Below are 24,599 nucleotides of genomic sequence, written 5' to 3'. Positions count from 1 at the left end.
TCGCAGTTTCTGCGAGTCGCAGCTAGCCAAGAAAAGCGTAGCCGAGCGTTTAGAAACGGAGATATTGGAGCTCATGAACTAGAACACGTCCTTTGTGTTCTGGTGAAAGAGTGAAATATCGCAGTTTCTGCGAGTCGCAGCTAGCCAAGAAAAGCGTAGCCGAGCGTTTAGAAACGGAGATATTGGAGCTCATGAGAGTGAGACGCTTTATGTCTCATTCGGATGGGCGAAACAGCGGGAGGATTTGGCCCGCGCAACTAGCCAAGAAAAGCGGAAGCCTCCGTTTAGACCAGTCAGGCACTGGAGGCTACAGTTGAATCTCAAGAGAATAAATAAGCTTGTCTACAGCCTAACGCTCCAACCGTTTCCAAAAACCACACAAAATGTCATGAAAAAAGACCAGGAATACCATCCTGATCTTTTTCTTCAAATTAATGTGAAGTAAATAACATAACCGATTGCAAGTGCTGTCGCGACGATGTAAACAAGAAAAATCGGATTGCTAAAGAAAGAAGATTTCACCCTGGCGTTTCCTTGATTATCATATTCGCCTTTTTGATTTTGTCCGAGTCTGTACGTCATATATGCCCCTATAAGCAAGGTGATGACGACGAGGACGATCAAGACCATGGTCATTTTGTACACGGAGGCCACCTCGATCCATTAGGATTGTATTGGTAACCTTCCTCAAACTAGCGATAAATATGCGTGCTTTCTAGAGCGGCTTTTGCTCTTTGTAATAGGCTGCTTTTTCAACATATTCTCTTCGAATGCGGTTCATATCCTTTCGATCATCCTCTGTTAATGTTCTAACAACCTTTGCAGGTCTTCCGAAAGCAAGGGAATGAGGGGGGATTTTCTTACCTGGTGGAACAAGGCTTCCTGCGCCAATAAAGGAACCTTCCCCGATCTCAGCTCCATCAAGAATAATAGAACCCATTCCAATAAGTGCCTCTTTGCGAATAATACTACTATGAAGGATTACCTGGTGGCCGATCGTCACACCATCTTCCAGAATGAGTTTTTTGTTTGGACTCTGATGAAGGACACAATTGTCTTGAATATTGACTCTATTGCCAATTTCAGTTGGGGCAACATCTCCACGTATGGTCGTGTTAAACCAGACGCTACTATGTTCCCCGATTGTCACATCACCTGTAATGGTAGTATAATCCGCAATATAGACCGTTTCATGAATCACTGGTTTTTTGTCATGATAAGCATAAAGCATTCCAATCCCAACTTTCATTTATTATAGATGAAATCCTTTTCAAAAGTAGTGTATCAAAAAGAACGAACCTACATAAGGGGGCTAATGTCCATGCGTATAAAAGAAACTGAATATCCAAAAGCGGTTATTGTGTTAGTTCATGGAGCAAACGAACATCATCGAAGGTATGATTGGCTCGTTTCTAAGTGGATTGAAGCAGGCTATCATGTAGTGCTTGGCGATTTACCTGGACAAGGTGAAAGTACTAGAAGACGGGGCCATATTGATTCATTTAACCAATATATTGAAACGATTGATAAGTGGATCAAGAGAGCTCATGAGTATAAGCTACCTGTGTTCTTACTTGGGCATAGTATGGGAGGACTTGCATCCATCCGTACGATTATGGAAAAACGTCCTTCTCTAACTGGAGTCATTTTATCTTCTCCGTGTATTGGACTAGTTAATCCCCCTAACAAAGGGGTAGACTTGCTCTCAAAAGTACTAAATCCAATTGTCCCTTCTCTAAGGTTAAATTCAAAGCTAGAACCGAACATTGGGACAAGGAATCCAGAGTTCCACAAACGAGATCAAGAAGATCCATTAATGGTTCAAAAAGTATCTGTTAGATGGTACCGTGAACTTCTAAAAGCGATGAAAATAGCCAATGAAGGCGCGAGATCATTTCATAATTTGCCATTGCTTGTATTACAGGGTGGCGACGATCGAATTGTAGATAAGCATGCCGTTATTTCGTGGTTTAATCGCATTCCATTAACAGAGAAAGCATTTAAAGAGTGGGATGGATTTTATCATGAGGTGTTTAATGAACCAGATCGTGAAGATGTATTTCAAACGGCAAAATCATTTGTTGAGTTAAAACTTGAATTATTAGAGCATAAGAAAAATAAGATAAATAATTAATACAGGAGTGGGATCACTTGAAAGTACCAAGTCAACCTTGGACGCTAATGTATAGTATTTATAGACGCGTCTTACCGAGGGTTCATCATGAATTAGAATATTGGAGGAAGCGGGCTGAAGAAATCCCTAATCCTGAATTGAGAAAGCAGGCGTTAGATAGCATTGATTCAAAAACGTTTCACTGTGAAGGTGGAGGGATTTATGGATTGCTTGCCGGGAAAGAAATTGATCGTTCTATTTCATTTATCGCAGCTTACCAGACGATAAGTGACTATCTGGATAACTTGTGTGATCGAAGTACTTCGCTTGATCCAGAAGACTTTAGTGCATTACATGAGGCAATGGCGGAGGCTCTTTCCCCTGAAGTTGAAGCTTCAAATAACTATTATCGGTATCGGGAAGAAAAAGATGATGGAGGCTATCTGTTAGAACTGGTTCAAACGTGTCAAAAAGTCATTCGTGAATTGCCGAATCAAAGGGAAGTGCAGCCTGCCTTACTTGAACTCTGCCATTACTATTGTGATCTCCAGGTACATAAGCATGTTACAGAGGAAGACCGTGTTCCAAGGTTGAAAAGCTGGTTTGACCAGCATAAGCAACAGCTTCCAGAAATGACATGGAATGAATTCTCAGCTTGTGCTGGATCAACCTTAGGGATTTTCTGTCTTGTATCTTACTCATTAGGAGACATGATCCCCAAGGGCGGTACAGCTATGATTAAGGAAGGTTATTTCCCCTGGGTTCAGGGTCTTCACATAATGCTGGATTACTTTATAGATCAGGAAGAAGATCGAGCAGGTGGCGATTTGAATTTTTGTTTTTATTATAAAGACAATGATGAGCTCGCTCAGCGTGTTGCTCACTTCATTAAAGAAGCGGATAAAAGTGTTGAAGGGCTTCCGCATTCTTCCTTCCATCGATTAATTAATCGTGGTTTACTTGGTATTTACCTTGCGGATCGTAAAGTAATGGAACAGAAAGACGTCCGTTCTCTTGCTCGTAAAATTATTCGAATTGGGGGAAGATCGAGCCTTTTCTTCTACTTTAATGGTTGGGTTTATAGAAGACTTCACAAAGCGTCTCAGTAAAAGCGTATAAAAAACGCTCTTTCGTGAGAAAAGAAGCCTATAGGATTTTGAAAGGGGCTCTTAAAATGAAAAAGCGTTACTATGTGGCTGTAAGTTCGGGCGAGATACTGGAAGATCAAGGGGCATCGAGCTATAATTTTGAAATCGACGCAGATGAGGAAGACATCTTCAAGCTCAGTGAGCTATTTGATCTGACAGATAAGGATAGTCGCTTATCGTTATATCGTTCACATGTTCCAGCTATGAGTTATCATGAAGATAAGAACAATGATGATTATGATAATCATATGAAAGAGATTTATGGTCTTTTACACAAATTAGGGAATAAGAAAACAAGAGAACATATCGAAACGATGGGAATTCTATAGAGAATAGAGGCTGTGCAGATGCACAGCCTCTTATTTTTTGCTGATGGCAAGAATATAGGGTGGTTCATTGATTTGGTTAATAAATTGGTATTTTAGAACTTGATACTGTGACTGATCGAGATCTGAAGCGAAATCTGTCACCTTCTCACTTTCAATTTTACCTTCTGGGTGTCCTGGGTAGACGACTAGAATAAGGAGCCCTTCTGAACGAAGCAAATGTAGGATGTCTGTTACTGCTTGGATCGTTTCTTCAGGTTTCGTCACAATAGTTTTATCTCCACCTGGGAGGTAGCCAAGGTTAAAGATTGCGGCAGAAACGTTTCCTACATCTTTCGTCTCAATTTTGCTATTGATTGAAGCGTGACTCTCGTGGAATAATGCCACCTGGGCAGATTGCTTAGCTGCTGCCAGCCTTTTTTCTGTAGCTTCAATCGCCTCAGGTTGGATATCAAAACCATACACTTTTCCTGAATTCCCTACTGATTCAGCTAGGAAGAGAGTGTCATGTCCGTTTCCGCAAGTGCCATCAATAGCAATGCCTCCTTCTGTTAATACTGAATTCAGTAGCGTTCTTGTAAAAGGTAATATACGTTGAAGAGTCATGATCTGTAATCCTTTCTATCAATTAAAATTTTCTTAAATGAGTCTTCTTACCTCATCCTATCAATTTATTAGGACGTCGAGGTTTAGAATGGCTTTTTTTGTTTGTTTCTAACTAAGTATGACTTTACCATGATCGACCTTTCACTCCAACTAACATCTTTATGTGTTTGGGAATATCTGGCTCGTGGTACAGAGTACTATACAAAAAAATGAGGTGATCATATGGCAGAGCATGAAAAATCACATAAACAAGGCGAAACTAATAATCCCGAGCAATTACCAGATAAGGAAAAGAATCAGCTCGACGAGGATACTTCAGAAATGAATGTCGATGCGATTCCATTAGAAGATTTAAAAGAAGAACAAAAAGAAGAAAAAGATAAGCCGCATTCCAAAGATGATTCGGCTAGTCAAAAAAAGTATCGTAAAGGATAACGTACCCAATCAGGGTGCGTTTCTTTTTATTGAGACAGCACCTTACTGTATTAATTGAGATTGTTCTTTTGGCACACATACTAATTCATCGAATATACGGACAGCTGATGTATAGATTACGAAAAAAACGTCTATTCTGATAATGTTCTTGACATTTCTCACAAGTATTCATACAATACAAATTATATACGTAACTAGTGAATCCAAAGATAATGATAAGGAATAGTAACAAAAATTCTATTGCTAGAGAGTTAACGGCTGGTGGAAGTTAACATAGGAGATTTGTGAACTCACCTTTGAATCGGAAGCCTGAATAGAGTAAGGTTGCCCGTATGCCTGCGTTAAAGGCCTTAAGTGAGTGCTGTTTCTAGCACTAAGCCGGGTGGTACCGCGGGTGATTGTGAATATTAGATTCTCAACCTCTCGTCCCTGTTGATGAACAACGGGGACGGGAGGTTTTTTTATTTTTTTGCAAGGACTGGAAGGAGAGAGTGACAATGGCATTTGATCACAAAACAATTGAGAAGAAGTGGCAACACTTCTGGGAAACAAACAAGACTTTTAAGACAGAAAACGATGCTAATGGTGAAAAAATTTATATTCTTGATATGTTCCCATACCCATCAGGGGCTGGGCTACATGTTGGGCACCCTGAAGGGTATACAGCTACGGATATCCTTTCACGTATGAAACGAATGCAGGGATATAATGTTCTTCACCCAATCGGCTGGGACGCATTTGGACTTCCGGCAGAGCAGTATGCTCTTGATACAGGAAATAATCCACGTGATTTTACTCAAAAGAATATTGACACATTCCGTCGTCAAATTAAAGAGTTAGGTTTTTCTTATGATTGGGATAGAGAAGTTAATACAACAGATCCACAATACTATAAATGGACACAGTGGATTTTCACAAAGCTTTACGAAAAAGGACTTGCTTACGTAGATGAAGTGGCTGTTAACTGGTGTCCAGCACTTGGAACGGTTCTTGCGAATGAAGAAGTGATCGACGGTAAAAGTGAACGTGGCGGCCACCCGGTTGTTCGTAAACCAATGAAGCAATGGGTTCTTAAAATTACAGAGTATGCGGATCGTTTACTTGAAGACCTTGAAGAGCTTGACTGGTCTGACAGCATTAAAGAAATGCAGCGTAACTGGATTGGGAAATCTGAAGGTGCCGAAGTAACATTCACGATTGACGGTCATGATGAATCGATCGATGTGTTTACGACGCGTCCTGATACACTTTTTGGAGCAACGTATATGGTCCTTGCACCTGAGCATCCTTTCGTTGACAAAATTTCTACTAGTGAACAAATCTCAAAAGTTGAAAGCTACCGATCAAAAGTACAAACTAAGAGTGACCTTGAGCGTACAGAGTTATCAAAAGAGAAGACTGGCGAGTTTACTGGCGCATATGCCATTAATCCAATCAATAATGAGAAGCTTCCAATTTGGGTAGCAGATTACGTTCTTATGAGCTATGGAACAGGAGCTATTATGGCAGTTCCAGCTCACGATGAGCGCGATTATGAGTTCGCTACTACATTTAATCTTCCTATTAAAGAAGTCGTTGCTGGAGGAGATGTATCCAAGGAAGCTTATACAGAAGACGGAAAGCATGTGAACTCTGACTTCTTAAACGACCTTGAGAAAGTAGAAGCAATTACGAAAAGCATAGAATGGCTAGAGGAAAAAGGAAAAGGAACGAAAAAAACGACGTATCGTCTTCGCGACTGGCTATTTAGTCGACAGCGTTATTGGGGCGAGCCAATTCCAATTATTCATTGGGAGGATGGCACAATGTCTGCTGTCCCGAAAGAAGAGCTTCCTGTCGTTCTTCCTGAAACAACGGAAATTAAACCGTCAGGAACTGGCGAATCTCCTTTAGCTAATATTGAGGATTGGTTGAACGTAGTTGATCCTAAAACGGGAATGAAGGGCCGACGTGAAACAAACACAATGCCGCAATGGGCTGGAAGCTGTTGGTATTACCTTCGCTACATTGATCCGGATAACGATGAAATGCTAGCTGACCCGAAAAAACTCGATGAGTGGTTGCCTGTTGATATGTATATCGGCGGTGCGGAACATGCGGTTCTTCACTTGTTATATGCTCGTTTCTGGCATAAAGTTCTTTATGATATCGGTGTTGTGCCAACAAAAGAACCATTCCAACGTCTCCGAAATCAAGGAATGATCCTTGGTGAGAACAACGAGAAAATGAGTAAATCAAAAGGGAATGTTGTTAACCCAGATGAAATTGTCGAAAGCCACGGTGCTGACACGCTACGTCTATATGAAATGTTTATGGGACCGTTCGAGGGTTCTATTGCATGGTCTAACAATGGTCTAGATGGCGCGCGCCGTTTCCTTGATCGTGTGTGGCGCTTATTTGGTGAAGGGGATCTAACAAAGTCTTCTATTTCTGAAGAAAATTCAGGAGAAGAAATGGAACGCGTCTACCATGAAACGGTTAAGAAAGTAACAGAGGATATGGAAGGCTTACGCTTTAATACTGCTATTTCACAAATGATGGTATTTGTGAATGAAGCATATAAGCAGGAGTCAGTTTCCGTTACATTAATGGAGGGCTTTGTGAAGTTGCTATCTCCAATCGCACCACACCTTGCTGAAGAGCTGTGGAGTGCGCTTGGACATGAGGATACACTCGCATATGCAAACTGGCCAATGTTTGACGAAAGCAAGCTTACTGTAGATGAAGTAGAAATTGTAGTGCAAATCAATGGAAAACTTCGGGCCAAAATTTCTATTCCGACTGAAGCATCTCGTGATGAAATGCAAGAAATTGCTTTAGAGCATGAGAAGATTAAAGGTCAACTTGATGGCAAAACACTTCGAAAAGTGATTGCAGTACCAGGAAAGCTGGTTAATATTGTAGCTAATTAAGGTTGAACCCTCTCCTAATGACTAAGGAGAGGGTTTTTGAACGTAACCTACCTATAGGAATGGATTTTTAAACAACTTGAATAACCTTTTCCTAAAGCTGAGAATACTACTAAAATGAGTGGAAGATAGATTTCTTGTATTGAAGATGCAAATCATGTACGATTGAATTTGTTGAAGTGATTATAATTGAAAAATCCATATTAAAACTGTACGAGAGGGGTATGTTTTTATGAGTAACGAAATTAAGACGGTAACACCTCAAGAGGTTCAAGAATTACTTGATGAGGGCAAAAATGTTTCATTAATCGATGTTCGTGAGGATGAAGAAGTAGAAGAAGGCATGATCCCTGAAGCAAAGCATATTCGTCTTGGCACACTTCCGGAACGACTTGATGAGATCAATAAAGAAGAAGAGCATATTATGATTTGTCGTTCAGGACGTCGTAGTGAGCGCGCATGTGAGTACTTGCAAGAAGCTGGTTACGAAGTGAAGAACATGGTTGGCGGTATGATGAAATGGGAGGGTAAAGTGAAATAGCCCTGCTAAAAAGGAGAGAGTTTGAATGGCGATATGGGGAACGGCTTTAGCTGCTGTTGCATTTACTTTAGGATTGTGGAGAGTCATTTATCCTTATTCTTATATGAAGCCAATTAATATGGAGCGGTTTGATGATGATAAATATTGTCTAATCGATGTGAGAGATTACATTCTTTCTCACCGTACGCCTTATGAAAAAGCAAAGAATATTCCGCTTTCTTATCTAGGCAGACAAACGAAAGAAAACGAAGTGTGTGATAAAGAGATTATTGTTCTTGCGGAAGATCGAAAAGCAGCACGTCTTGCTGTTAAAATTTTGATGAAACAACGCAAGCAACCTATTTATTACATGACAGTTTCTTAAGTACGACGTCTTTTGGAGCTGGTCTCTAAAAGGCGTTTTACTAAACCTTTAATCCTAGTAAGTTGATAAGATTAATAAATCATAGCACTTTTTTCTCCATTGTCCAAGTAAATTGCCTTAAAGCTCTCTATTCATTTTGTTGAGTCCTCGGTATATCGCTCGGTTCGTAAGTGGATCAAAATATGAGAAAAACAATCGTTCTGGCTCATGATCTGGTATAATGATAGAAAAGACTACACCGAGGTGTTGAAATGAAAGCAGATCTTATACGTGCAATGATGGATTTACAGGCTTTGCGACAGCTACAGCTACAGCCTAACGCATTAGACAAGCAACAGCCGTCTACTTTTTCCTTTACAGACATGCTTGAGCAAGCTCTCTCAACTCAAAGTACAGGACAGCAAATGAAAGCAGAAGTCCCTGTACACTCAACCTCGGTGAATTCCTATGGCACATACAATTCTCAAATAGTACCGTCGACTAATTCTTCATACACATCTTCATCGCTTGAAATTGATGGATATATTGAAGAATTATCGGCTAAATATAGTGTTGATCCAAAACTTGTTCATTCGATTATTAAACAGGAATCTAGCTATAAATCCGATAGTGTTAGCGGAGCAGGAGCTATGGGATTAATGCAATTAATGCCCGCAACTGCCACTTCACTTGGTGTGAAGGACCCTTTTGATCCTGGACAAAACATTGAAGGCGGCGTGAAATACATTAAGCAAATGATGGATAAATATAATGGCAATACTAAGCTTGCATTAGCAGCTTATAACGCTGGACCCGGCAATGTTGATCGTTACGGTGGGATTCCTCCATTCGAAGAAACGCAAAATTATGTTTCAAAAGTAATGAGTCATTACCAGGCATAATAAGTAAAGGCTGTCTCGTCGACCGCTCTTCAGCAGTCGAAAAGGAGGCAGTTTTTTATATGGAACGGGACTTAGAACCGTTCCAACCTTGACCAAGATGGGTCATGGTTTCTTATGGCCTTAAAGATAATAAAGATAATTGTTATACTAAACACGAGGTGAATAATTTGAACGAATTTAAAGAAATGGGACTTGATGAACGTCTCGTTAAACAACTAGAAGTTCAGGGTATTAGTACCCCGACCGATATTCAAAAAGAAACGATCCCTATTATGTTGCAAGGAAAAGACGTGATTGCTCAGGCCCAGACAGGAACAGGTAAAACTTTTGCGTTCTTACTACCGATACTTGAAAAAATTGACACAGAAGCACCTGAAGTGCAGGCTCTTATTGTAACCCCGACACGAGAGCTAGCCATCCAAATCTCATCAGAACTAATGAAGCTAGTAGAACATCGTGATGACATCAATGTACTAGCTGTCTATGGTGGTCAGGATGTTGAGAGACAGATTAAGCGTCTTGATAAACAAGTACACATTGTAGTAGCAACGCCTGGACGTCTGCTCGATCACGTTCGGAGAGAGACCATTGATTTATCTCATACTTCTTATCTTGTATTAGATGAAGCTGATCAAATGCTTCATATCGGGTTCCTAAGAGAAGTGGAAGATATTATTAGTGAAACGCCTGAAAGTCGTCTTACAGCACTTTTTTCTGCCACGTTATCAAGTGATATTAAACAGCTTGCGAAACGATTTATGCGTTCCCCTGAGAAAATCAGAGGGAAGGAAAAAGGGAAAACTGTCGAAGAAATCGAGCAGTTTGTGATCGAAACGACCGATCGGAGGAAGTTCGCATCCCTTACCGAAACCATCGATGAGGTCAGACCATTCCTCGGAATTGTTTTCTGCCGTACAAAGCGTAGAGTAAGTAAACTAAATGGAGATTTAAAAGCAAGAGGCTATTTAACTGACGAGCTTCATGGTGATTTATCACAGTCGAAACGAGAAAGTGTCATCAAGAGATTCCGTGATGCTAAAATCCAGATTCTTGTAGCAACAGATGTTGCAGCACGTGGTCTTGATATCGAAGGTGTTACCCATGTCTTTAATTATGATATTCCTCAAGATACAGAGAGCTATATCCACCGAATTGGTCGAACGGGACGAGCTGGTGGCGATGGAGCTTCGTATACGTTTATTGCTGCAAAAGATCAGTCCTTTATTCAAATGATTGAAAAGGGGATCGGTAAAAAACTTGCGAGAAAGAACGTTGAGGGTGCATTACCTTCGCATGAAGAGCGTAACGATAGTAGAGAGAATGATCAAAGAGGAAGAAATCATCGATCTTCACGGAAACCAGGGTCATCGAACAATCGAAATAACGGAAGAAATCGAAACAAACGATAAGTTAAACGAAAGAACGAGGGACCTGTCTATGGACTGGTCCCTCGTTCTTTGCATGTATTCAATTTAAAAAGATCTAGTGGTTGAACTAAACGGCGGATTCCGCTTTCCTTTCGGCTGCGCTTTTTCCTGCTGTATAGCCTGTGACGAAGGCTGATGTAATATTGTATCCGCCGGTATACCCATGAATATCGAGTACTTCACCGCAAAAGTAAAGACCAGTTGTGAATTTTGACGCCATTTCTTTTGGGTTAATTTCTTTTAGAGAAACTCCACCACCTGTTACGAATGCTTTATCGATTGGAAGCGTACCGTCTATGGCCACCTGGAACTGCTTTAATAGCCGCGCGTATTCGCGCACTTTTTCTTTCGATAAGTGAGCGTAAGTTGTATCTGGAGAAATTTCTGCTTTGTTAAATAGAAAGAGCATATATCGCTCTGGAACGTTACTTTTCCAAATGTTCTTAATCGCTTTTTTTGGCTCTTCTTTTGCGAGTTTCATATGCTCGCGAAATAATTCTTCTTCGTTTTGATCTGGTACGGCATCAATTTGTAAGGGAATATACTGAGCATTAAATTTTTTCATTGCTTTAACGACATATTGACTACAGCGAAGAACAGCGGGCCCAGATAGTCCGATATGGGTGAAGATCATATCCCATCGATGTGTCTTTATTATCTTTCCTTTTGGATTGAGAACGGATAGGGCGACATCTCTTAACGATAAGCCCTGTAGTTCTTTATTTTTGATAAAAGGTTCACTAGATGTAAGAGGCACTTCAGTAGGGTAAAGATCTGTGATGGTATGTCCACCTTCTTTTGCCCATGCATATCCATCACCTGTTGAACCAGTATGTGGAACAGATTTTCCACCTACTGCAATAACTACATTTGAAGAGTGGATCTCTTCTTTTGTTTGTAGCTTCACTCCAGCTACTTCTCCATCCCTATATAGAACTTTCTCAACTGGGGTGTTTACTTGGATAGTCACATTCAACTGGCGTACTTTGTTTAGGAGCGCATTTACAACAGATTTTGCATCATCAGTTACGGGAAACATTCTACCGTGATCTTCTTCTTTTAATTTAATGCCTAGATCTTCAAAGAATGTGATGATATCCTCATTATCAAATATGTTAAATGCACTGAATAAAAACTTCCCATTACCTGGAATGAATTTAATTAGTTCATCTAGTGGAAGGCGGTTGGTGACATTACACCGTCCTCCCCCAGATATGGCTAGTTTTCGCCCAAGCTTATTCCCTTTATCAACGAGAAGTACTTTTGCTCCATGTTCAGCCGCTGATACAGACGCCATGAGTCCGGACGGCCCACCGCCAATCACAATGACATCATAGTTCATACTTACACCTCTCTCATTTTGCTACACACAAACATACCACAATTTGTACTGATTATAAAAGTTTCACAAAAATTTATATTTGTTGTTACTAGGTAAATAGCTTAAAATGGAGAAGTGTATTTCATAACTGTTGAAAATTGTTGATAGATGACGAATAGATATAGTTGAATGGTTAGAAGTAGGAGATGGAGAAATGTCTGATTCAAATGTGATTAGAGGGACGATGCTGTTATCTGCAGCCACCCTTTTTTCTAGGATTATTGGTATGATTTATATGTTTCCTTTTACAGCACTAGTTGGTACACAGGGGGTAGCGCTTTATACGTATGCTTATACTCCTTATACCATTATGCTTAGCCTGTCTACGGTTGGGATTCCATTGGCTGTTTCTAAATTTGTATCTAAATATCATACTCTCGGAGATTATCGAACTGGTCGGAGGCTGTTTAAATCAGGACTTCTTTTAATGTCTCTTACTGGATTCGTTGCGTTTTTAGCTCTCTTTTTATTGGCAGAACCAATTGCTCATATCGTCATTGATGAAGGTAATGAAGGAAACACGATTGCTGATGTAACATTGGTTATCCGTGTTGTGAGTATGGCGTTATTGATCGTACCGATTATGAGTTTAACTCGAGGGTTTTTCCAGGGGCTTCAATCAATGGGACCAACGGCCGTTTCGCAAGTCGTTGAACAAATCTTTCGTATTGTTTTTATACTAGTATCAAGTGTTATTATTATGAAATTTATGGACGGAGATGAGGCAACTGCTGCTACGTACGCTACGTTTGGCGCTTTCGTTGGTGCAGTAGGTGGACTGATGGTGGTCTTCTGGTATTACAGAAAACGTAAACCTGCTTTAGATCAACATCTGGCTGAAAGCACGGTTGATCATAATGTGTCGTTAAAGGATATGTATAAAGAAATTATTACGTACGCTCTTCCGTTTGTCGTTGTTGGTCTAGCAATACCATTGTATTTGCAAATTGATACTTTATTAATTAATCCGGCGCTAAAGAGTATTGGTTATGATAAACCCGCTTATGAAGAAGTTTTTGCGATTATTACAGGCCTTGCTCATAAATTGATTATGATCCCAGTTTCTCTTGCAACAGCTCTTTCAATGACGATTATACCGGCCATTACGAAATCATTTACAGCCAATCGGGAAGGTGCTTTGCAAACTCAGTTAACACAAACCTTCCAGATTTTATTGTTTTTGACTACTCCAGCCGCAATTGGACTAGCGGTTCTATCTGAACCGATATTTAGAGTGCTATATCCTACAGTGAATCAAGAACTCGGAAGTTCGTTGTTAATGTGGTATGCGCCAACTGCTATATTGTTTGCTCTTTTCTCTGTAACGGCTGCTATCCTACAGGGAATAAATAAACAAAAATTTGCGGTTTATAGCTTACTTGCAGGATTAGCCCTTAAAGCAGGCTTAACTTACCCATTCGTCACAATTTTTGAAGGGAAAGGTTCTATCCTAGCTACAAATCTTGGATTGTTTACATCGGTGTTAATCACGATCATTATTATTAAGAAATATACTGAATACGAATTTGGTTTTCTTTCAAGAAGATTGCTGCTTATCGGTATCTTTGTGGTCGTGATGGCCGTGGCTTCTAAACTTTCAATACTACCATTGGAATTTCTCATGCCTGATTTGTATCTTTCAACAAGTGAAGGTGGTAGTATGCTGTATTCAATCATTAACCTGGTGATTGGAGTAACAGTTGGAGGAATGGTATTTCTATGGCTAGCCTACCGGTCAAACCTTGCAGGCTTAATTTTAGGAGAGCGATTCTCATTCTTAAAAAGACGTTAAAAAATGAAGGCCAAAATGGCCTTCATTTTTTTGAGAGATGATATTAATACCCGTAGTCCTCATCTCTTATTCCAATTTGTCTTTCAATCCTTGTAATTCGGCGATCTTGTCGTCTTAATTGACGCTCAATTTCTCTTAATTGCTGTTCGATGTTTCCTGGGTATCCAGGTTGGCCAGGGTAACCGGGCTGACCAGGATATCCTGGGAATCCGGGATACATTTGATACCCTTGCCCTTGCTGACGATCATACATAAAGATCCCTCCTTAAATAGGTACCTGATAGTGTATGTGAATGGTGGGCAGTGTTGCTGGGCATATGTCCCGTGTTATACTGAGTTTTTCTGATACCAGCTTAATTGTTCTCCAATTCCAAGACCTTTGAGAGGAACCTCATATTTGTAATTGAAATGATTTAGCTGCGGTTCAAGGTGTTTGCGATAGACAGATCCTCCGTGCAAACACACAACAATATCTGTAGACGTTTCATACTGAGAGAATTGCTCAATTACTTTTTGAGCCCATTCCTCACGTTGATGATGTGTAAATGTTTTGATGGATACATCATATGGATCCATGATGTCGTCTGGTAATAAGAGGCCGTCTTTGGCATTATAAAAATACATGCGATCATAGTGGTGTGATGCATACTCAAGCGTTTTTTGAAATAAAGGACTCTGGTAAAATTCTGTAACAGGTGCTGATTTATTACTTTTCTTACGAGCCGTTGCTAAAAGTCCAACTTTCACAGTCATTCGATTCACTCCAAACGTGCATATTGGCATTTAACGTTTACATACCCTTCAGAACTAGAAAGTATGCTAAAAAAGTAAATAAATCGTGGAAAAAATATGGAAAAGGATTGATTTTATGCGTTTAGATAAACTATTGGCAAATATGGGCTATGGAACTAGAAAGGAAGTAAAAAAACTTCTTAAGACAGGCGTTGTCCGCGTTGATGAAGAGATCATTAAAGATCCAAAGCAACACGTTAACACTGAACAGAACCAAGTAACGGTTCATGAAGAAATAGTTGAATATCGGGAATTTATTTATTTGATGATGAATAAGCCAGCAGGTGTGATTTCAGCAACGGAAGATGAAGACGATGAGACCGTCATTGACATTCTCATTCCTGATGATCAAGTTTTTGAACCATTTCCTGTCGGTCGTCTGGATAAAGATACAGAAGGATTGCTTATCATTACAAATGATGGAAAGCTCGCGCATCATTTAACGTCACCAAAACATCATGTTCCTAAAACATACTTCGCTAATATTAATGGTGTTGTTACAGAAGAAGATGTTCATGCTTTTGAAAAAGGTGTCACTCTTGATGATGGTTACGAAACAAAACCAGGTGAATTGACCATTCTATCATCGGATGAGGTCTCGGAGGTTGAATTAACGATACATGAAGGGAAGTTTCATCAAGTAAAGCGGATGTTTGAAGCAGTCGGAAAGCAGGTCGTTTATTTGCAGCGGATTCAAATGGGGGATATTCACCTTGATCGCGATTTAGAACCGGGGGAGTACCGCGAATTAACAGCTGAAGAAGTAGACATTCTGCATAAGTAAGTCCTCCTCTGATGGAGGAAGGTTTACTTTACCGTTTTCTTTTCGTGTAGCTGGGGAATATCCTTACTAGTCAGTCGCGAAGGAGAGGATGTTCATGATTAAGGTTGGAAAAGAAGTGCTGAATCAAAAGCTTAAGAATGATTCAACAGCTGAATTTGTTGTAAAGCAGGTTTATTTCGATCGATCACTTTCTAAAGCAACGTTTGTTGAGGTTCAGAAAAAAGAAGCTACGAATAAGCAGAATGCAATACCAGATCATCATTCAGATGAAATGCTTCATTCTATTCAAGCCTCTGGGGGGCAGTTTACTCCTGATAACTATCCTGTTACAGACGATGACCGAAAAGAAAAGGAAGCCAATGAAACGATGATTATTTCATATAATCAGATCAATTGGGAAGGTGATGATTACCTTCTTTATAATCAACAAGAAGAAGTGCAATCCTCCGTTCTAATTGATCAATGTTCATATAATTCGTTGGATAAATGTCAGGTGCTAACAGAGGATGGTGAAGAGTTAGGGAAGGTGAAAGATATCGTGATCCATAAGGGTGGACAGATTGAAGGATTTTATCTTTCAGAGGGTTTCTTATCTGATTTTCTTTCAAGTGATCACCCTTTTCTAAGTGCGGATCAATCTGTAAGTTATCATCATGATAAAATCATGGTTCCAGCGAATTATCATCACTCATTATTGAAAAAATAAATGATGCAAGCCCTGCTCTAGTAGCAGGGCTTTTATCGTGGTCTCCTTAATTAGAGGGTTGTGTCAATAAGCGTTGTTGAATTTTAGCTCATTTAGGCATTTAAAGCGAATACTCACTTCAATGATTCAAAAATCAAAAAATCAACAATAGAAGCTAACATATCCAAAATCAAAAGTGAAAGAGACCAAAAATAAAGGCCTTCGTCAGAATGACATTGACGAAAAGCCAGGTTTTACGAGTGAATTTATTTTGTTATCCAACTTTTACTCTCTTGCTTGTGGTTGTCCAGAATCCTCGGTTTGGGCTTTTGACTAGTTCATTGTAGGCCAGCACGTTTAAATCTCTTTGAACAGTGCGCTGGGTAATCCCAAACTCTTCAACTAACTCATTAGTGCTGACAGTACCATGCTTGCTAATAAATAAATAGATAGACTTGATACGGGTCATCATACGATCAGTTGAAGTAATACTCAAAGAACCACTCCCTAACATGTAATCAATGCCTTATCCTTAGCATAAATAGTGACTATTAAAACCATATGAAGGAAACGTAAAGATATACTTAATTTTCTAATTGTTCCTTCGATTTTTTCATGAAAGTTTGGTTGAGTGCTCCGATTATGACTGGAAGTGATTTCTGGATGTGTTGGGTTCCCCAACTTGGTGTATTGACGAATAGGTATGACCACTTTCATAAGATAAGCGATTGATTGGTATTATTATTTAATTCCACTCCTACTCCCATTTCCCTCTTTTGGGCGAACTTACACCCCCTCTTTAAAGTTTATTTTACAATAATTCTGTTATTTCGGCAAAAAATTTCATTTCTTTTGAGTCAAACTTCCTTATCGAACTTACCTTTGCTATTCTTAAAGGACTAATATTGAGAGGAGGCGTGTGCTGGTGTTATTTCGAATATTTATTAAAAATGCGATTAAATTAAACAACCGGTTTATGATCACTGTCGCTATAGCATTAGTGATCATAAGTGCTTTTGTTATGCGTTTACTCGAACCTGAGACATTTCCTTCACTCTTTGATTCATTTTGGTGGGTTATGACGACCGTTACGACAGTAGGATATGGAGACTACTTCCCTGTCACAGTTGGAGGAAGAATCTATGCAATGTTTCTCTATATCGCAGGAATTGGATTAATTGGTGTGGTTATCGGTAAGTTTGTGGACGGATTTGCAGAAATTAAAAAGCGAAAGGAGGAAGGGAAAATGCCGTATCAGGGAGATAATCATATTGTTATAATAGGGTGGTCACAAAAGGCGGCATATGCCGTATCAGAGATTAGGGATTCTGACAAATGTGAGATTGTTATCATTGATAAACTACCAAAAACCCCGCTAACAGAAGATAACATTCATTATATACAGGGGGATGCGGCTGAAGAAGCCACTCTCAAAAAAGCGGATATAATGAAAGCGAAGGCGGTTCTGGTGTTTTCGGATGATACTATCCACGATTCTCTTCTTGCTGATGGGAAATCGTTGATTATTGCTAGTTCGATCGAACGCATGTCAACTGATATTCACACAACGGTTGAAGTGATGAAAGAAGAGCATATAAAGAATTTCACTCATGTCCAGGTAGATGAATTTGTACTTTCGCATGAAGCTGTATCTCGCATGGCTGTTAGATCAGCATTTACGAAAGGAATTTCAGGCGTCTATTCTCAGCTATTAAGTCGAGGACATGGTGATAATTTATATGAAATAGCTGTTCATCCAGATTGGAATACATATAGGGAAGCCTTTCAGGACTTATTACAGCAGGGTGCCACATTGGTTGCAGATGGTAACCGCATGGATATAAATCGCCGTCTTGATGAACCGATTTCACGTGACGCAAAATTATTTGTTATTTGTGATAAAAGCGTATATGAAAAAATAAGTAGGCAGGTGTAAATAATATGGAGAGTATAAATTGGAAAAAAGAAGTGATCAATCGAAAAGAAGATATGTTAGCTGATTTAAAAGGACTATTGAAAATCGAAAGTGTGCTAGAAGAAGAGCTGGGAAATGAAGAAGCACCGTTTGGTCCCGGCGTAAAAGAAGCTCTTGATTACATGCTTGCTTTAGGCGAGCGAGATGGCTACCAAACAAAGGATGTTAAACATGTGGCAGGGCATTTAGAATTTGGTGAAGGAGAAGACATGGTGGGTGTGCTGTGTCATGTGGACGTTGTTCCAGCGGGAAATGGTTGGACGACTCCAGCATTTGATCCTGATCTACGCGATGGGAAGTTGTTTGCTAGAGGAGCTATTGATGATAAAGGACCAACTATTGCTGCTTATTGGGCGATGAATATAGTGAAAGAACTTTTGCCTTCAGTCTCAAAGCGAGTGCGAATGATTATCGGGACAGATGAAGAAAGTTCATGGCGCTGTGTAGACACATATTTTAAAAACGAAGAAATGCCAGGGGTGGGTTTTGCACCTGATGCGGTTTTCCCTATTATAAATGCGGAGAAGGGGATTGCTGATTTCGAATGGGTTTTTCCTGTAAAAGAAACTCAGAAAGAAGGAATGATTCTTCAATCATTTCATTCTGGTCAGCGTTTGAACATGGTTCCCGATTTTGCTAATGCTAAATGTGAGGGGGATGAAGCTGAGTTACTTGACGCAAAGAAAGCATTCGAGCTATTTTTGGAAAAGAAAGGTTTAGAAGGACGTGTAACACTAGATCAGGAACTATCACTTGAAGTGCACGGTGTATCTGTCCACGGATCTGCTCCCCATGAAGGAGTAAATGCAGCCTTCAAATTAGCTGAATTTCTAGATGAACAAGCTCTCGATCAAAACGGCGCTAACTATATTGGATTTATTACAATGTGGCTCCTGGATGATTTTACTGGGGAGCGGTTTGGTGTAGCTTACGAAGATAAAGTAACAGGTTCTCTAACGATGAACGCAGGGACATTTTCATATAAAGCTAATCATGATGGACGAATAGGAATTAATCTGCGCTACCCTGTTACATGCTCATTCGATGACGTTAAGAGAACGTTCAATAAAGTAACTGAACCACTGGAAGTGCAGATGAATGTAGTTGATCATATGACACCTCATCACGTACCTGAGGATCATGAACTGATTCAAAAGCTTCAAAAGGTGTATGAAAAGCAGACTGGTGAGCAAGCGAGACTTTTATCGATTGGTGGAGGGACTTATGCGCGTTCACTAAAAGCGGGGGTTGCGTTCGGTGCTTTATTTGAAGGGAAGCCACAACTCGCTCATCAAAAAGATGAGTATGTTGATGTAGAAGATTTATTAAAAGCAACAGCCATTTATGCTGAAGCTATTTATGAACTTGCAAAATAATAGAATGAGCGCCATGCCAACATTGGCATGGCGCTGACTAATTAATGATAAAACAAAGATCACTTCTTTTATTTAGAGCTGAATAAATCACTTGAAAGGTATCGTTCACCGGAATCGCAGGTCATTGTGACAACAACTTGGTCAGGTGATAAACGTTCAGCAACTTGCATAGCAGCATATACGGCCGCACCTGATGACGGTCCCACAAGAAGTCCTTCTTCTCGAGCGAGTTTCCTGGTTACTTCGTATGCCTGTTCATCTGAGATTTTAATAACTTCATCATAGACAGACGTATTAAGAATATCTGGAATAAAGCCTGGACTTGTTCCAACAAGTTTGTGTTTTCCAGGCTTTCCACCAGACAACACTGGTGAGCCTTCAGGTTCTACAACATGAACGGTTAAGTCAGGGTAGTGTTCTTTCAGTACTTCTCCTGTTCCTGTTACGGTTCCGCCAGTACCAGCTGTTGAGATAAAGGCTGCCGGTGTAACTCCGAGCTGCTTCATTCCTTCAATAATCTCAAGAGCCGTCGATGTCCTATGAGCATCCGGATTAGCTGCATTCTCGAATTGCATTGGGATAAAGCTATTTTCAATAGTTTTAGCAATTTCTTTAGCCTTTTTAATTGCTCCAGGCATTTTCTCAGATGATGGAGTTAATACGACTTTTGATCCGTAAGCTTTAAGAAGCTTGATTCGCTCTTGCGTAGCATTATCGGGCATAACAATAATAGCGGGATATCCTTTAGCCGCTGCATTCATGGCAAGGCCAATACCTGTATTTCCAGAAGTAGGCTCGATGATTGTTGAACCTTCTTTGAGTAACCCATCTTGCTCAGCTTTTTCAATCATATTGAACGCTGCGCGGTCTTTTACGCTTCGACTGGGGTTAAAATATTCTAGTTTGGCGTAAATTTTTGCTCCGTCGGGGTTTGGAACACGGTTTAATTTAAGTAATGGTGTATCACCAATAAGATCAGCCATATTTTCATAGATCATATAAGCACATCCTTTTCAGACAAGTTAATGTTATTTACCTTATTTAATTGGTAAGAGTATAGAGAGTAATAATATCGGTGGAGCCCAACAGATAATGATTCCTATTACTGTTCCCCATTATAGCAAAAGATAAATCTTAAGTAATAAGAACTAGCTTAAAAGTAAAAAGATAAAAGATTATTCAGTTTTTTTGGTAGAATAGAATTAGGATAGAAAGAGTGAGTAAGTTGAATACACATTATTTTATAGCACTCCCCATCCAACCACAACTTAGAAGAACGCTTCAAGAAATTCAAGAAAGCTCTCCTTTAGAATTGTTTAAACATGTGGTGTATCCTGAAGATTTTCATATTACACTAGCTTTTTTAGGTGGAGCAGAAGAAGAACAGTTATCTGTACTTCATCAAGGGTTGGAGAGGGTGGTTAAGAATAGTAAACCCTTTAAGGTTATGCTTGAAGGGTTAGATCATTTCGGTCATGATAGACGCCCAAGAGTACTTTACGCTTCCGTCCATCGAACAGAACCATTGAAAATAATTCATCAAGAAATACTGCGGGTGAGTGAATTGGCAGGTTTTCCTGTTAGTAAAGGGGAATATTCTCCTCACGTTACACTTGCAAAAAAATGGCGCGACTCTAGTAAAGAAATACAACCTGATTGGCCATCACTATCATGTGAAAGTCAGGACGTCTCAAGCATTCATCTTTATCGAGTTGAACCTAATGATAAACCGAAATACAAATGTGTGGCCTCTTATGAATTCACTAATTAATAAGTTCCTTATGATCACCTTGCAGATTGGCCTTCTGTTCGGGTTTTACATTGTAGGAGGTTATCTCCAAAAGGTCTTATCACTTCCAATTCCAGGAAGCGTTGTTGGAATGCTCCTTCTCTTGTTGGGACTTTATTTAAAGTGGATTCCCGTGAGTTGGATTTCTCAAGGAGCAGCTACATTATTGAATCATTTACCGTTGCTTTTTATACCAGTTACTGTCGGTATTGTACAACATCTCGACTTCTTTAGTGGAAAAAGTCTCTGGTTAGTTCCAATCGTTCTGATAAGCACATGGATTGTAATGGGAACGACAGGATTGCTTGGCCAGTTTCTTGCTAATCGAAAGGAGTAGAGAAAAATGATGATCGTGCAAATGATTCTATGGTTTATGATTACTTTATTGTTATATGTTGTTTTCCGGCGTCTTTATCAGATATTTCCTTATCCATTTATGATACCAGTGCTAACGTGCACTGTTATTCTCGTTCTCATCTTAACGTCCTTGGATGTGTCATATGACACTTATTTCAGCGGGGGGAAATGGATTGATGCTTTATTAGGGCCTGCTATTGTGGCACTTGCCTTTCCGCTATATCAACAAAGGGAATTATTAAGTAAATACAAATTAGAAATACTTGTAATGGTACTAATAGCAAGTATAGTAGGCATTTTGTCAGGATATTGGCTTGCGGTCATAAGTGGGTATAATGAAATGATTGTCTCCACAATTATTTCAAAAAACGTGACAACCCCTGTTGCGATGGAAGTAGCCAGTATGACTGGTGGAGAGCCAGCCTTTGCGGTTATTTTCGTCATGATCGCTGGGATTGGCGGTGCTGTCACAGGGCCATGGTTATTTCAGCTACTTGGTATATCCAATTTTCTTGGAGTGGGAATGGCTTTTGGTGGGGCATCACACGCCATTGGCACTTCAAAAGCACTTGAATATGGAGAGAGAGAAGCTGCTATTAGTTCTATTGGGTTAAGTTTATGTGCCCTAAGTGTCTCGATACTTGGACCGATATTATTAAGTTGGTTTTCATGAAAATCTAGATCGAACAAATGTCAAAAAATGATTTTCAAAATAAGATAGGTAGTGACAAACGGTTGTAAGCATCTCAGCAAAGGATGGGATTCATATGATACGAGATTATTCCGCATATAAAAAAGTAAGCCAGGCTTTTACAGCCTATTGGGATGACTTTCAGACGATTACGGTAATGGCTGATATCTCGTTAGATGTTCAAGATGCCTACACCCTTACTGATGGACATATAGATCTATCAATTGAAGTAAAAGAAACCTCTAAAATGGGGAAAAAGAGGCTTGTTTCGTTACATGTTGATCATGAATTTAGTCCAGGCAACAATTATTTTCTAGTTCATTCGAGTGGTGAAACAAGTCTTGTTTTTACTGGGAAAGTTGTCAGAACTGATTTATTTGATGAACGCTATTATTATGATGGTGAACTAGGGGCAATTCTAACTGAGAATGGAACGATCTTTCGAGTATGGGCACCGACTGCTATAGAAGTAGTCGTCAATATTTATAATGAGGAATTCCAAAAGGTAAAAGAATTACCGATGCTAAAACAAGAACAAGGTGTATTCGAGGGGTTCTCTCCCGAAGATGGAGAAGGAACGCTGTACACTTACACAGTCTATGTGAATGGAGAAATGCGAGAAACGATCGATCCTTATGCGAAAGCCGCTACGTCTAACTGCAAGTTTGGGATGGTAATGAACGCTTCAAATACTAACCCTGATGGCTGGAGCCCTATGGCAAAACCTACTTTTGCAAAACCAACTGATGCGGTTATTTATGAAATTCACGTCAGAGATTTTAGCTCACAAGCAAAAAGTGGTCTTAAAAATAGAGGGAAATATAAGGCATTTACAGAAGAGCCACCGCCTAAAGATGGTCTTCCTTCTGGGATTAATTATATAAAGTGGCTCGGTGTTACGCATGTAGAACTTCTTCCAATTCAGGATTTTGGTAGCGTTGATGAAATGAAAGCTCCTCCGGGATATAATTGGGGCTACGATCCTATCCATTATTTTGTGCCAGAAGGAAGCTATTCATTAAATTCTCATGAACCCTACACGCGAATTAGAGAAGTAAAAGAAATGATTGGGAAGCTTCACGAGAAGGGATTGAGAGTGATTATGGACGTTGTCTATAATCATGTCTATCAACTTCATGCATCCCCTTTGGAAAAAATTGTGCCAGGTTACTACTTCCGGTTTGATCATGGTGGAAAACCTTCAAATGGAACTGGCGTTGGGAATGATACGGCGTCAGAAAGAAGAATGATGAGAAAGTTAATTGTAGATTCTGTCGTTTACTGGGCAAAAGAATATGGTGTTGATGGGTTTCGCTTCGATTTGATGGGTATCCACGATAAGGAAACGATGAATGAAGTGCGTTATGCGTTAGATTGCATTGATCCATCGATATTGATTTTTGGTGAAGGTTGGCATATGAACACCATCCTACCTGATCATCGGAAAGCGATGAGCTCAAATGCGCGAGAAACGCCTAGAATCGGCTATTTCAATGACCACTTTAGAGATTCAGTTAAAGGGAAATTGTTTGATACAGGGTCTACAGGCTTCGCTAATGGAAATTTTTCAGTTAAAGAAGATGTAAAGAAGTGTATAATGGGGAGTGTTGGAGATAAATTTATTACAGCATCTCAATCCATTAATTATGTGGAATGTCACGATAACCATACGCTATGGGACCGCTTAAATCGCAGTCATCCTAGTGTGAGCGAAGAAGTGAAACAAGGCATGCATAGATTAGCTACTGCCATTACAATACTTTGTCAGGGAATTCCATTTATTCATGCAGGTCAGGAATTTTTCCGAACCAAGAATGGGGTAGAAGATAGCTATAAATCTCCAGATAAAATTAACCGATTTGATTGGCAGAGAATGAGAGCTGTCCAAGAAAATGTCAAGTATATTAGAGGACTAATCTCGATTAGAAAACATTTCGAAGCATTTAAAATGACTGAAGGTCATGACATGAATCGAATTAACTTTATCGATTCTCCAGGGCCTATTCTCGCATATCGAATCAACCAGCCCCATACTAGCGAATCGATTATTGTGATTCATAACGGAGGATATCATTCTGATGTGATCGATATTGGGGATGGAGACAAATGGATCCTTGTTGAAGGTGAACATGCAAGTGTTGAACCGTCAAGAAAAACATCTGAAAAAGTCATATCTATTGCACCGTTTAGCACAATTGTTCTAATAACAAGTGATTAACACATGAAG

General features: G+C 39.7%; 26 protein-coding genes and 1 other annotated feature. Of the genes, 18 read left to right on the top strand and 8 right to left on the bottom strand.

Annotation, left to right across the window (positions count from 1 at the left end; translation table 11 throughout):
* Positions 1-426 precede the first annotated feature (426 nt).
* Together Q4550_RS10130 and Q4550_RS10125 are read right to left on the bottom strand one after the other, a co-directional pair.
* A complete protein-coding gene (locus Q4550_RS10130; protein WP_206759433.1) occupies positions 427-645 on the bottom strand; it encodes a hypothetical protein in 219 nt (72 codons plus the stop codon).
* A gap of 70 nt (positions 646-715) precedes the next feature.
* Positions 716-1,231 carry a gamma carbonic anhydrase gene (locus Q4550_RS10125; RefSeq protein ID WP_303532349.1) on the bottom strand — a complete coding sequence of 172 codons (516 nt, stop codon included), beginning with the start codon at positions 1,229-1,231 and terminating at the stop codon, positions 716-718.
* Positions 1,232-1,321: 90 nt separating this feature from the next.
* Between Q4550_RS10125 and Q4550_RS10120 the strand changes: the two genes are divergently transcribed.
* The 3 genes from Q4550_RS10120 to Q4550_RS10110 all read left to right on the top strand — a co-directional run bounded on the left by Q4550_RS10120 (position 1,322) and on the right by Q4550_RS10110 (position 3,590).
* Positions 1,322-2,134: an alpha/beta hydrolase gene (locus Q4550_RS10120; RefSeq protein ID WP_303532313.1), complete on the top strand. Its 813-nt coding sequence runs from the start codon at positions 1,322-1,324 to the stop codon at positions 2,132-2,134.
* Positions 2,135-2,151: 17 nt separating this feature from the next.
* A complete protein-coding gene (locus tag Q4550_RS10115) occupies positions 2,152-3,222 on the top strand; it encodes a tetraprenyl-beta-curcumene synthase family protein (protein ID WP_194219208.1) in 1,071 nt (356 codons plus the stop codon).
* A gap of 65 nt (positions 3,223-3,287) precedes the next feature.
* Complete coding sequence (locus Q4550_RS10110) at positions 3,288-3,590, top strand: hydrolase (RefSeq protein WP_226614834.1); 303 nt, start codon at positions 3,288-3,290, stop codon at positions 3,588-3,590.
* 30 nt (positions 3,591-3,620) lie between these two features.
* Here the strand turns inward: Q4550_RS10110 and mnmM are convergent, their stop codons facing one another.
* Positions 3,621-4,193 (bottom strand): tRNA 5-(aminomethyl)-2-thiouridylate-methyltransferase MnmM, encoded by a 573-nt coding sequence (gene mnmM, locus Q4550_RS10105; protein WP_303532307.1) that lies wholly within the window; start codon positions 4,191-4,193, stop codon positions 3,621-3,623.
* Between the two features lie 222 nt (positions 4,194-4,415).
* Here mnmM and Q4550_RS10100 point away from each other — a divergent pair, with 222 nt between their 5' ends.
* The 6 genes from Q4550_RS10100 (at position 4,416) to Q4550_RS10075 (ending at position 10,732) form a co-directional block, all read left to right on the top strand.
* A complete protein-coding gene (locus tag Q4550_RS10100; RefSeq protein ID WP_303532304.1) occupies positions 4,416-4,628 on the top strand; it encodes a hypothetical protein in 213 nt (70 codons plus the stop codon).
* Positions 4,629-4,831: 203 nt separating this feature from the next.
* Positions 4,832-5,062, top strand: a binding site (T-box leader).
* A gap of 63 nt (positions 5,063-5,125) precedes the next feature.
* Positions 5,126-7,540: a leucine--tRNA ligase gene (gene leuS / locus Q4550_RS10095; RefSeq protein WP_303532302.1), complete on the top strand. Its 2,415-nt coding sequence runs from the start codon at positions 5,126-5,128 to the stop codon at positions 7,538-7,540.
* Positions 7,541-7,769: 229 nt separating this feature from the next.
* A complete protein-coding gene (locus Q4550_RS10090) occupies positions 7,770-8,078 on the top strand; it encodes a rhodanese-like domain-containing protein (RefSeq protein ID WP_303532300.1) in 309 nt (102 codons plus the stop codon).
* Between the two features lie 25 nt (positions 8,079-8,103).
* Positions 8,104-8,442, top strand: coding sequence for a rhodanese-like domain-containing protein (locus Q4550_RS10085; RefSeq protein WP_194219213.1), 339 nt, complete (start codon positions 8,104-8,106; stop codon positions 8,440-8,442).
* A 251-nt stretch (positions 8,443-8,693) separates the two neighbouring features.
* Positions 8,694-9,323, top strand: coding sequence for a lytic transglycosylase domain-containing protein (locus Q4550_RS10080; protein ID WP_303532298.1), 630 nt, complete (start codon positions 8,694-8,696; stop codon positions 9,321-9,323).
* 158 nt (positions 9,324-9,481) lie between these two features.
* Complete coding sequence (locus Q4550_RS10075; protein ID WP_303532346.1) at positions 9,482-10,732, top strand: DEAD/DEAH box helicase; 1,251 nt, start codon at positions 9,482-9,484, stop codon at positions 10,730-10,732.
* An 85-nt stretch (positions 10,733-10,817) separates the two neighbouring features.
* Here Q4550_RS10075 and Q4550_RS10070 read toward each other — a convergent pair whose 3' ends face one another.
* A complete protein-coding gene (locus Q4550_RS10070) occupies positions 10,818-12,092 on the bottom strand; it encodes a BaiN/RdsA family NAD(P)/FAD-dependent oxidoreductase (protein WP_303532296.1) in 1,275 nt (424 codons plus the stop codon).
* 193 nt (positions 12,093-12,285) lie between these two features.
* On the opposite strand from Q4550_RS10070, the gene Q4550_RS10065 reads away from it, so the two are divergent.
* Positions 12,286-13,923: a putative polysaccharide biosynthesis protein gene (locus Q4550_RS10065; protein ID WP_303532295.1), complete on the top strand. Its 1,638-nt coding sequence runs from the start codon at positions 12,286-12,288 to the stop codon at positions 13,921-13,923.
* 43 nt (positions 13,924-13,966) lie between these two features.
* Here the strand turns inward: Q4550_RS10065 and Q4550_RS10060 are convergent, their stop codons facing one another.
* Together Q4550_RS10060 and Q4550_RS10055 are read right to left on the bottom strand one after the other, a co-directional pair.
* Entirely contained in the window at positions 13,967-14,176 is a 210-nt protein-coding gene (locus Q4550_RS10060; protein ID WP_194219217.1) for a hypothetical protein, read from the bottom strand.
* A gap of 74 nt (positions 14,177-14,250) precedes the next feature.
* Complete coding sequence (locus Q4550_RS10055) at positions 14,251-14,676, bottom strand: DUF6884 domain-containing protein (protein WP_194219218.1); 426 nt, start codon at positions 14,674-14,676, stop codon at positions 14,251-14,253.
* A gap of 115 nt (positions 14,677-14,791) precedes the next feature.
* Here Q4550_RS10055 and Q4550_RS10050 point away from each other — a divergent pair, with 115 nt between their 5' ends.
* Together Q4550_RS10050 and Q4550_RS10045 are read left to right on the top strand one after the other, a co-directional pair.
* Positions 14,792-15,499, top strand: coding sequence for a pseudouridine synthase (locus Q4550_RS10050; protein ID WP_303532290.1), 708 nt, complete (start codon positions 14,792-14,794; stop codon positions 15,497-15,499).
* 94 nt (positions 15,500-15,593) lie between these two features.
* Positions 15,594-16,205, top strand: a complete 612-nt coding sequence (locus tag Q4550_RS10045; protein WP_303532287.1) for a PRC-barrel domain-containing protein — start codon at positions 15,594-15,596, stop codon at positions 16,203-16,205.
* Between the two features lie 253 nt (positions 16,206-16,458).
* Here the strand turns inward: Q4550_RS10045 and Q4550_RS10040 are convergent, their stop codons facing one another.
* A complete protein-coding gene (locus tag Q4550_RS10040) occupies positions 16,459-16,698 on the bottom strand; it encodes a DeoR family transcriptional regulator (protein WP_159783850.1) in 240 nt (79 codons plus the stop codon).
* Between the two features lie 411 nt (positions 16,699-17,109).
* Between Q4550_RS10040 and Q4550_RS10035 the strand changes: the two genes are divergently transcribed.
* Together Q4550_RS10035 and pepV are read left to right on the top strand one after the other, a co-directional pair.
* Positions 17,110-18,120, top strand: a complete 1,011-nt coding sequence (locus Q4550_RS10035; RefSeq protein WP_303532281.1) for a potassium channel family protein — start codon at positions 17,110-17,112, stop codon at positions 18,118-18,120.
* Positions 18,121-18,125: 5 nt separating this feature from the next.
* Complete coding sequence (gene pepV / locus Q4550_RS10030; RefSeq protein ID WP_303532279.1) at positions 18,126-19,535, top strand: dipeptidase PepV; 1,410 nt, start codon at positions 18,126-18,128, stop codon at positions 19,533-19,535.
* Positions 19,536-19,603: 68 nt separating this feature from the next.
* Here pepV and cysK read toward each other — a convergent pair whose 3' ends face one another.
* Entirely contained in the window at positions 19,604-20,533 is a 930-nt protein-coding gene (gene cysK / locus Q4550_RS10025; protein ID WP_303532276.1) for a cysteine synthase A, read from the bottom strand.
* A gap of 218 nt (positions 20,534-20,751) precedes the next feature.
* Between cysK and thpR the strand changes: the two genes are divergently transcribed.
* From thpR to pulA, 4 genes are all read left to right on the top strand, one after another.
* Positions 20,752-21,306: an RNA 2',3'-cyclic phosphodiesterase gene (gene thpR, locus Q4550_RS10020; RefSeq protein ID WP_303532273.1), complete on the top strand. Its 555-nt coding sequence runs from the start codon at positions 20,752-20,754 to the stop codon at positions 21,304-21,306.
* A complete protein-coding gene (locus tag Q4550_RS10015) occupies positions 21,290-21,661 on the top strand; it encodes a CidA/LrgA family protein (RefSeq protein WP_194219224.1) in 372 nt (123 codons plus the stop codon). Before thpR ends, Q4550_RS10015 begins: the two co-directional genes overlap by 17 nt.
* A 6-nt stretch (positions 21,662-21,667) precedes the next feature.
* Positions 21,668-22,354 carry an LrgB family protein gene (locus Q4550_RS10010; RefSeq protein WP_303532270.1) on the top strand — a complete coding sequence of 229 codons (687 nt, stop codon included), beginning with the start codon at positions 21,668-21,670 and terminating at the stop codon, positions 22,352-22,354.
* Positions 22,355-22,448: 94 nt separating this feature from the next.
* The gene (gene pulA / locus Q4550_RS10005; RefSeq protein ID WP_303532267.1) at positions 22,449-24,590 is read left to right on the top strand and encodes a type I pullulanase; all 2,142 of its coding nucleotides are present in this window, start codon (positions 22,449-22,451) and stop codon (positions 24,588-24,590) included.
* Positions 24,591-24,599 lie beyond the last annotated feature (9 nt).

This window comes from Anaerobacillus sp. 1_MG-2023, assembly GCF_030547345.1.
GTDB classification, from domain to species: Bacteria; Bacillota; Bacilli; order Bacillales; family Guptibacillaceae; genus Guptibacillus; species Guptibacillus hwajinpoensis_B.
Note: the sequence above shows the minus strand (reverse complement) of the source record. Positions and strands in the feature narration are given on the sequence as shown.

Coding starts and splice junctions, on each gene's coding strand:
- Q4550_RS10125 (WP_303532349.1), bottom strand. CDS start 1,231: ATGCTTTATGCTTATCATGACAAAAAACCAGTGATTCATGAAACGGTC.
- Q4550_RS10120 (WP_303532313.1), top strand. CDS start 1,322: ATGCGTATAAAAGAAACTGAATATCCAAAAGCGGTTATTGTGTTAGTT.
- Q4550_RS10110 (WP_226614834.1), top strand. CDS start 3,288: ATGAAAAAGCGTTACTATGTGGCTGTAAGTTCGGGCGAGATACTGGAA.
- mnmM (WP_303532307.1), bottom strand. CDS start 4,193: ATGACTCTTCAACGTATATTACCTTTTACAAGAACGCTACTGAATTCA.
- Q4550_RS10100 (WP_303532304.1), top strand. CDS start 4,416: ATGGCAGAGCATGAAAAATCACATAAACAAGGCGAAACTAATAATCCC.
- leuS (WP_303532302.1), top strand. CDS start 5,126: ATGGCATTTGATCACAAAACAATTGAGAAGAAGTGGCAACACTTCTGG.
- Q4550_RS10090 (WP_303532300.1), top strand. CDS start 7,770: ATGAGTAACGAAATTAAGACGGTAACACCTCAAGAGGTTCAAGAATTA.
- Q4550_RS10085 (WP_194219213.1), top strand. CDS start 8,104: ATGGCGATATGGGGAACGGCTTTAGCTGCTGTTGCATTTACTTTAGGA.
- Q4550_RS10080 (WP_303532298.1), top strand. CDS start 8,694: ATGAAAGCAGATCTTATACGTGCAATGATGGATTTACAGGCTTTGCGA.
- Q4550_RS10070 (WP_303532296.1), bottom strand. CDS start 12,092: ATGAACTATGATGTCATTGTGATTGGCGGTGGGCCGTCCGGACTCATG.
- Q4550_RS10065 (WP_303532295.1), top strand. CDS start 12,286: ATGTCTGATTCAAATGTGATTAGAGGGACGATGCTGTTATCTGCAGCC.
- Q4550_RS10060 (WP_194219217.1), bottom strand. CDS start 14,176: ATGTATGATCGTCAGCAAGGGCAAGGGTATCAAATGTATCCCGGATTC.
- Q4550_RS10055 (WP_194219218.1), bottom strand. CDS start 14,676: ATGACTGTGAAAGTTGGACTTTTAGCAACGGCTCGTAAGAAAAGTAAT.
- Q4550_RS10050 (WP_303532290.1), top strand. CDS start 14,792: ATGCGTTTAGATAAACTATTGGCAAATATGGGCTATGGAACTAGAAAG.
- Q4550_RS10045 (WP_303532287.1), top strand. CDS start 15,594: ATGATTAAGGTTGGAAAAGAAGTGCTGAATCAAAAGCTTAAGAATGAT.
- Q4550_RS10040 (WP_159783850.1), bottom strand. CDS start 16,698: ATGTTAGGGAGTGGTTCTTTGAGTATTACTTCAACTGATCGTATGATG.
- pepV (WP_303532279.1), top strand. CDS start 18,126: ATGGAGAGTATAAATTGGAAAAAAGAAGTGATCAATCGAAAAGAAGAT.
- cysK (WP_303532276.1), bottom strand. CDS start 20,533: ATGATCTATGAAAATATGGCTGATCTTATTGGTGATACACCATTACTT.
- Q4550_RS10015 (WP_194219224.1), top strand. CDS start 21,290: ATGAATTCACTAATTAATAAGTTCCTTATGATCACCTTGCAGATTGGC.
- Q4550_RS10010 (WP_303532270.1), top strand. CDS start 21,668: ATGATGATCGTGCAAATGATTCTATGGTTTATGATTACTTTATTGTTA.
- pulA (WP_303532267.1), top strand. CDS start 22,449: ATGATACGAGATTATTCCGCATATAAAAAAGTAAGCCAGGCTTTTACA.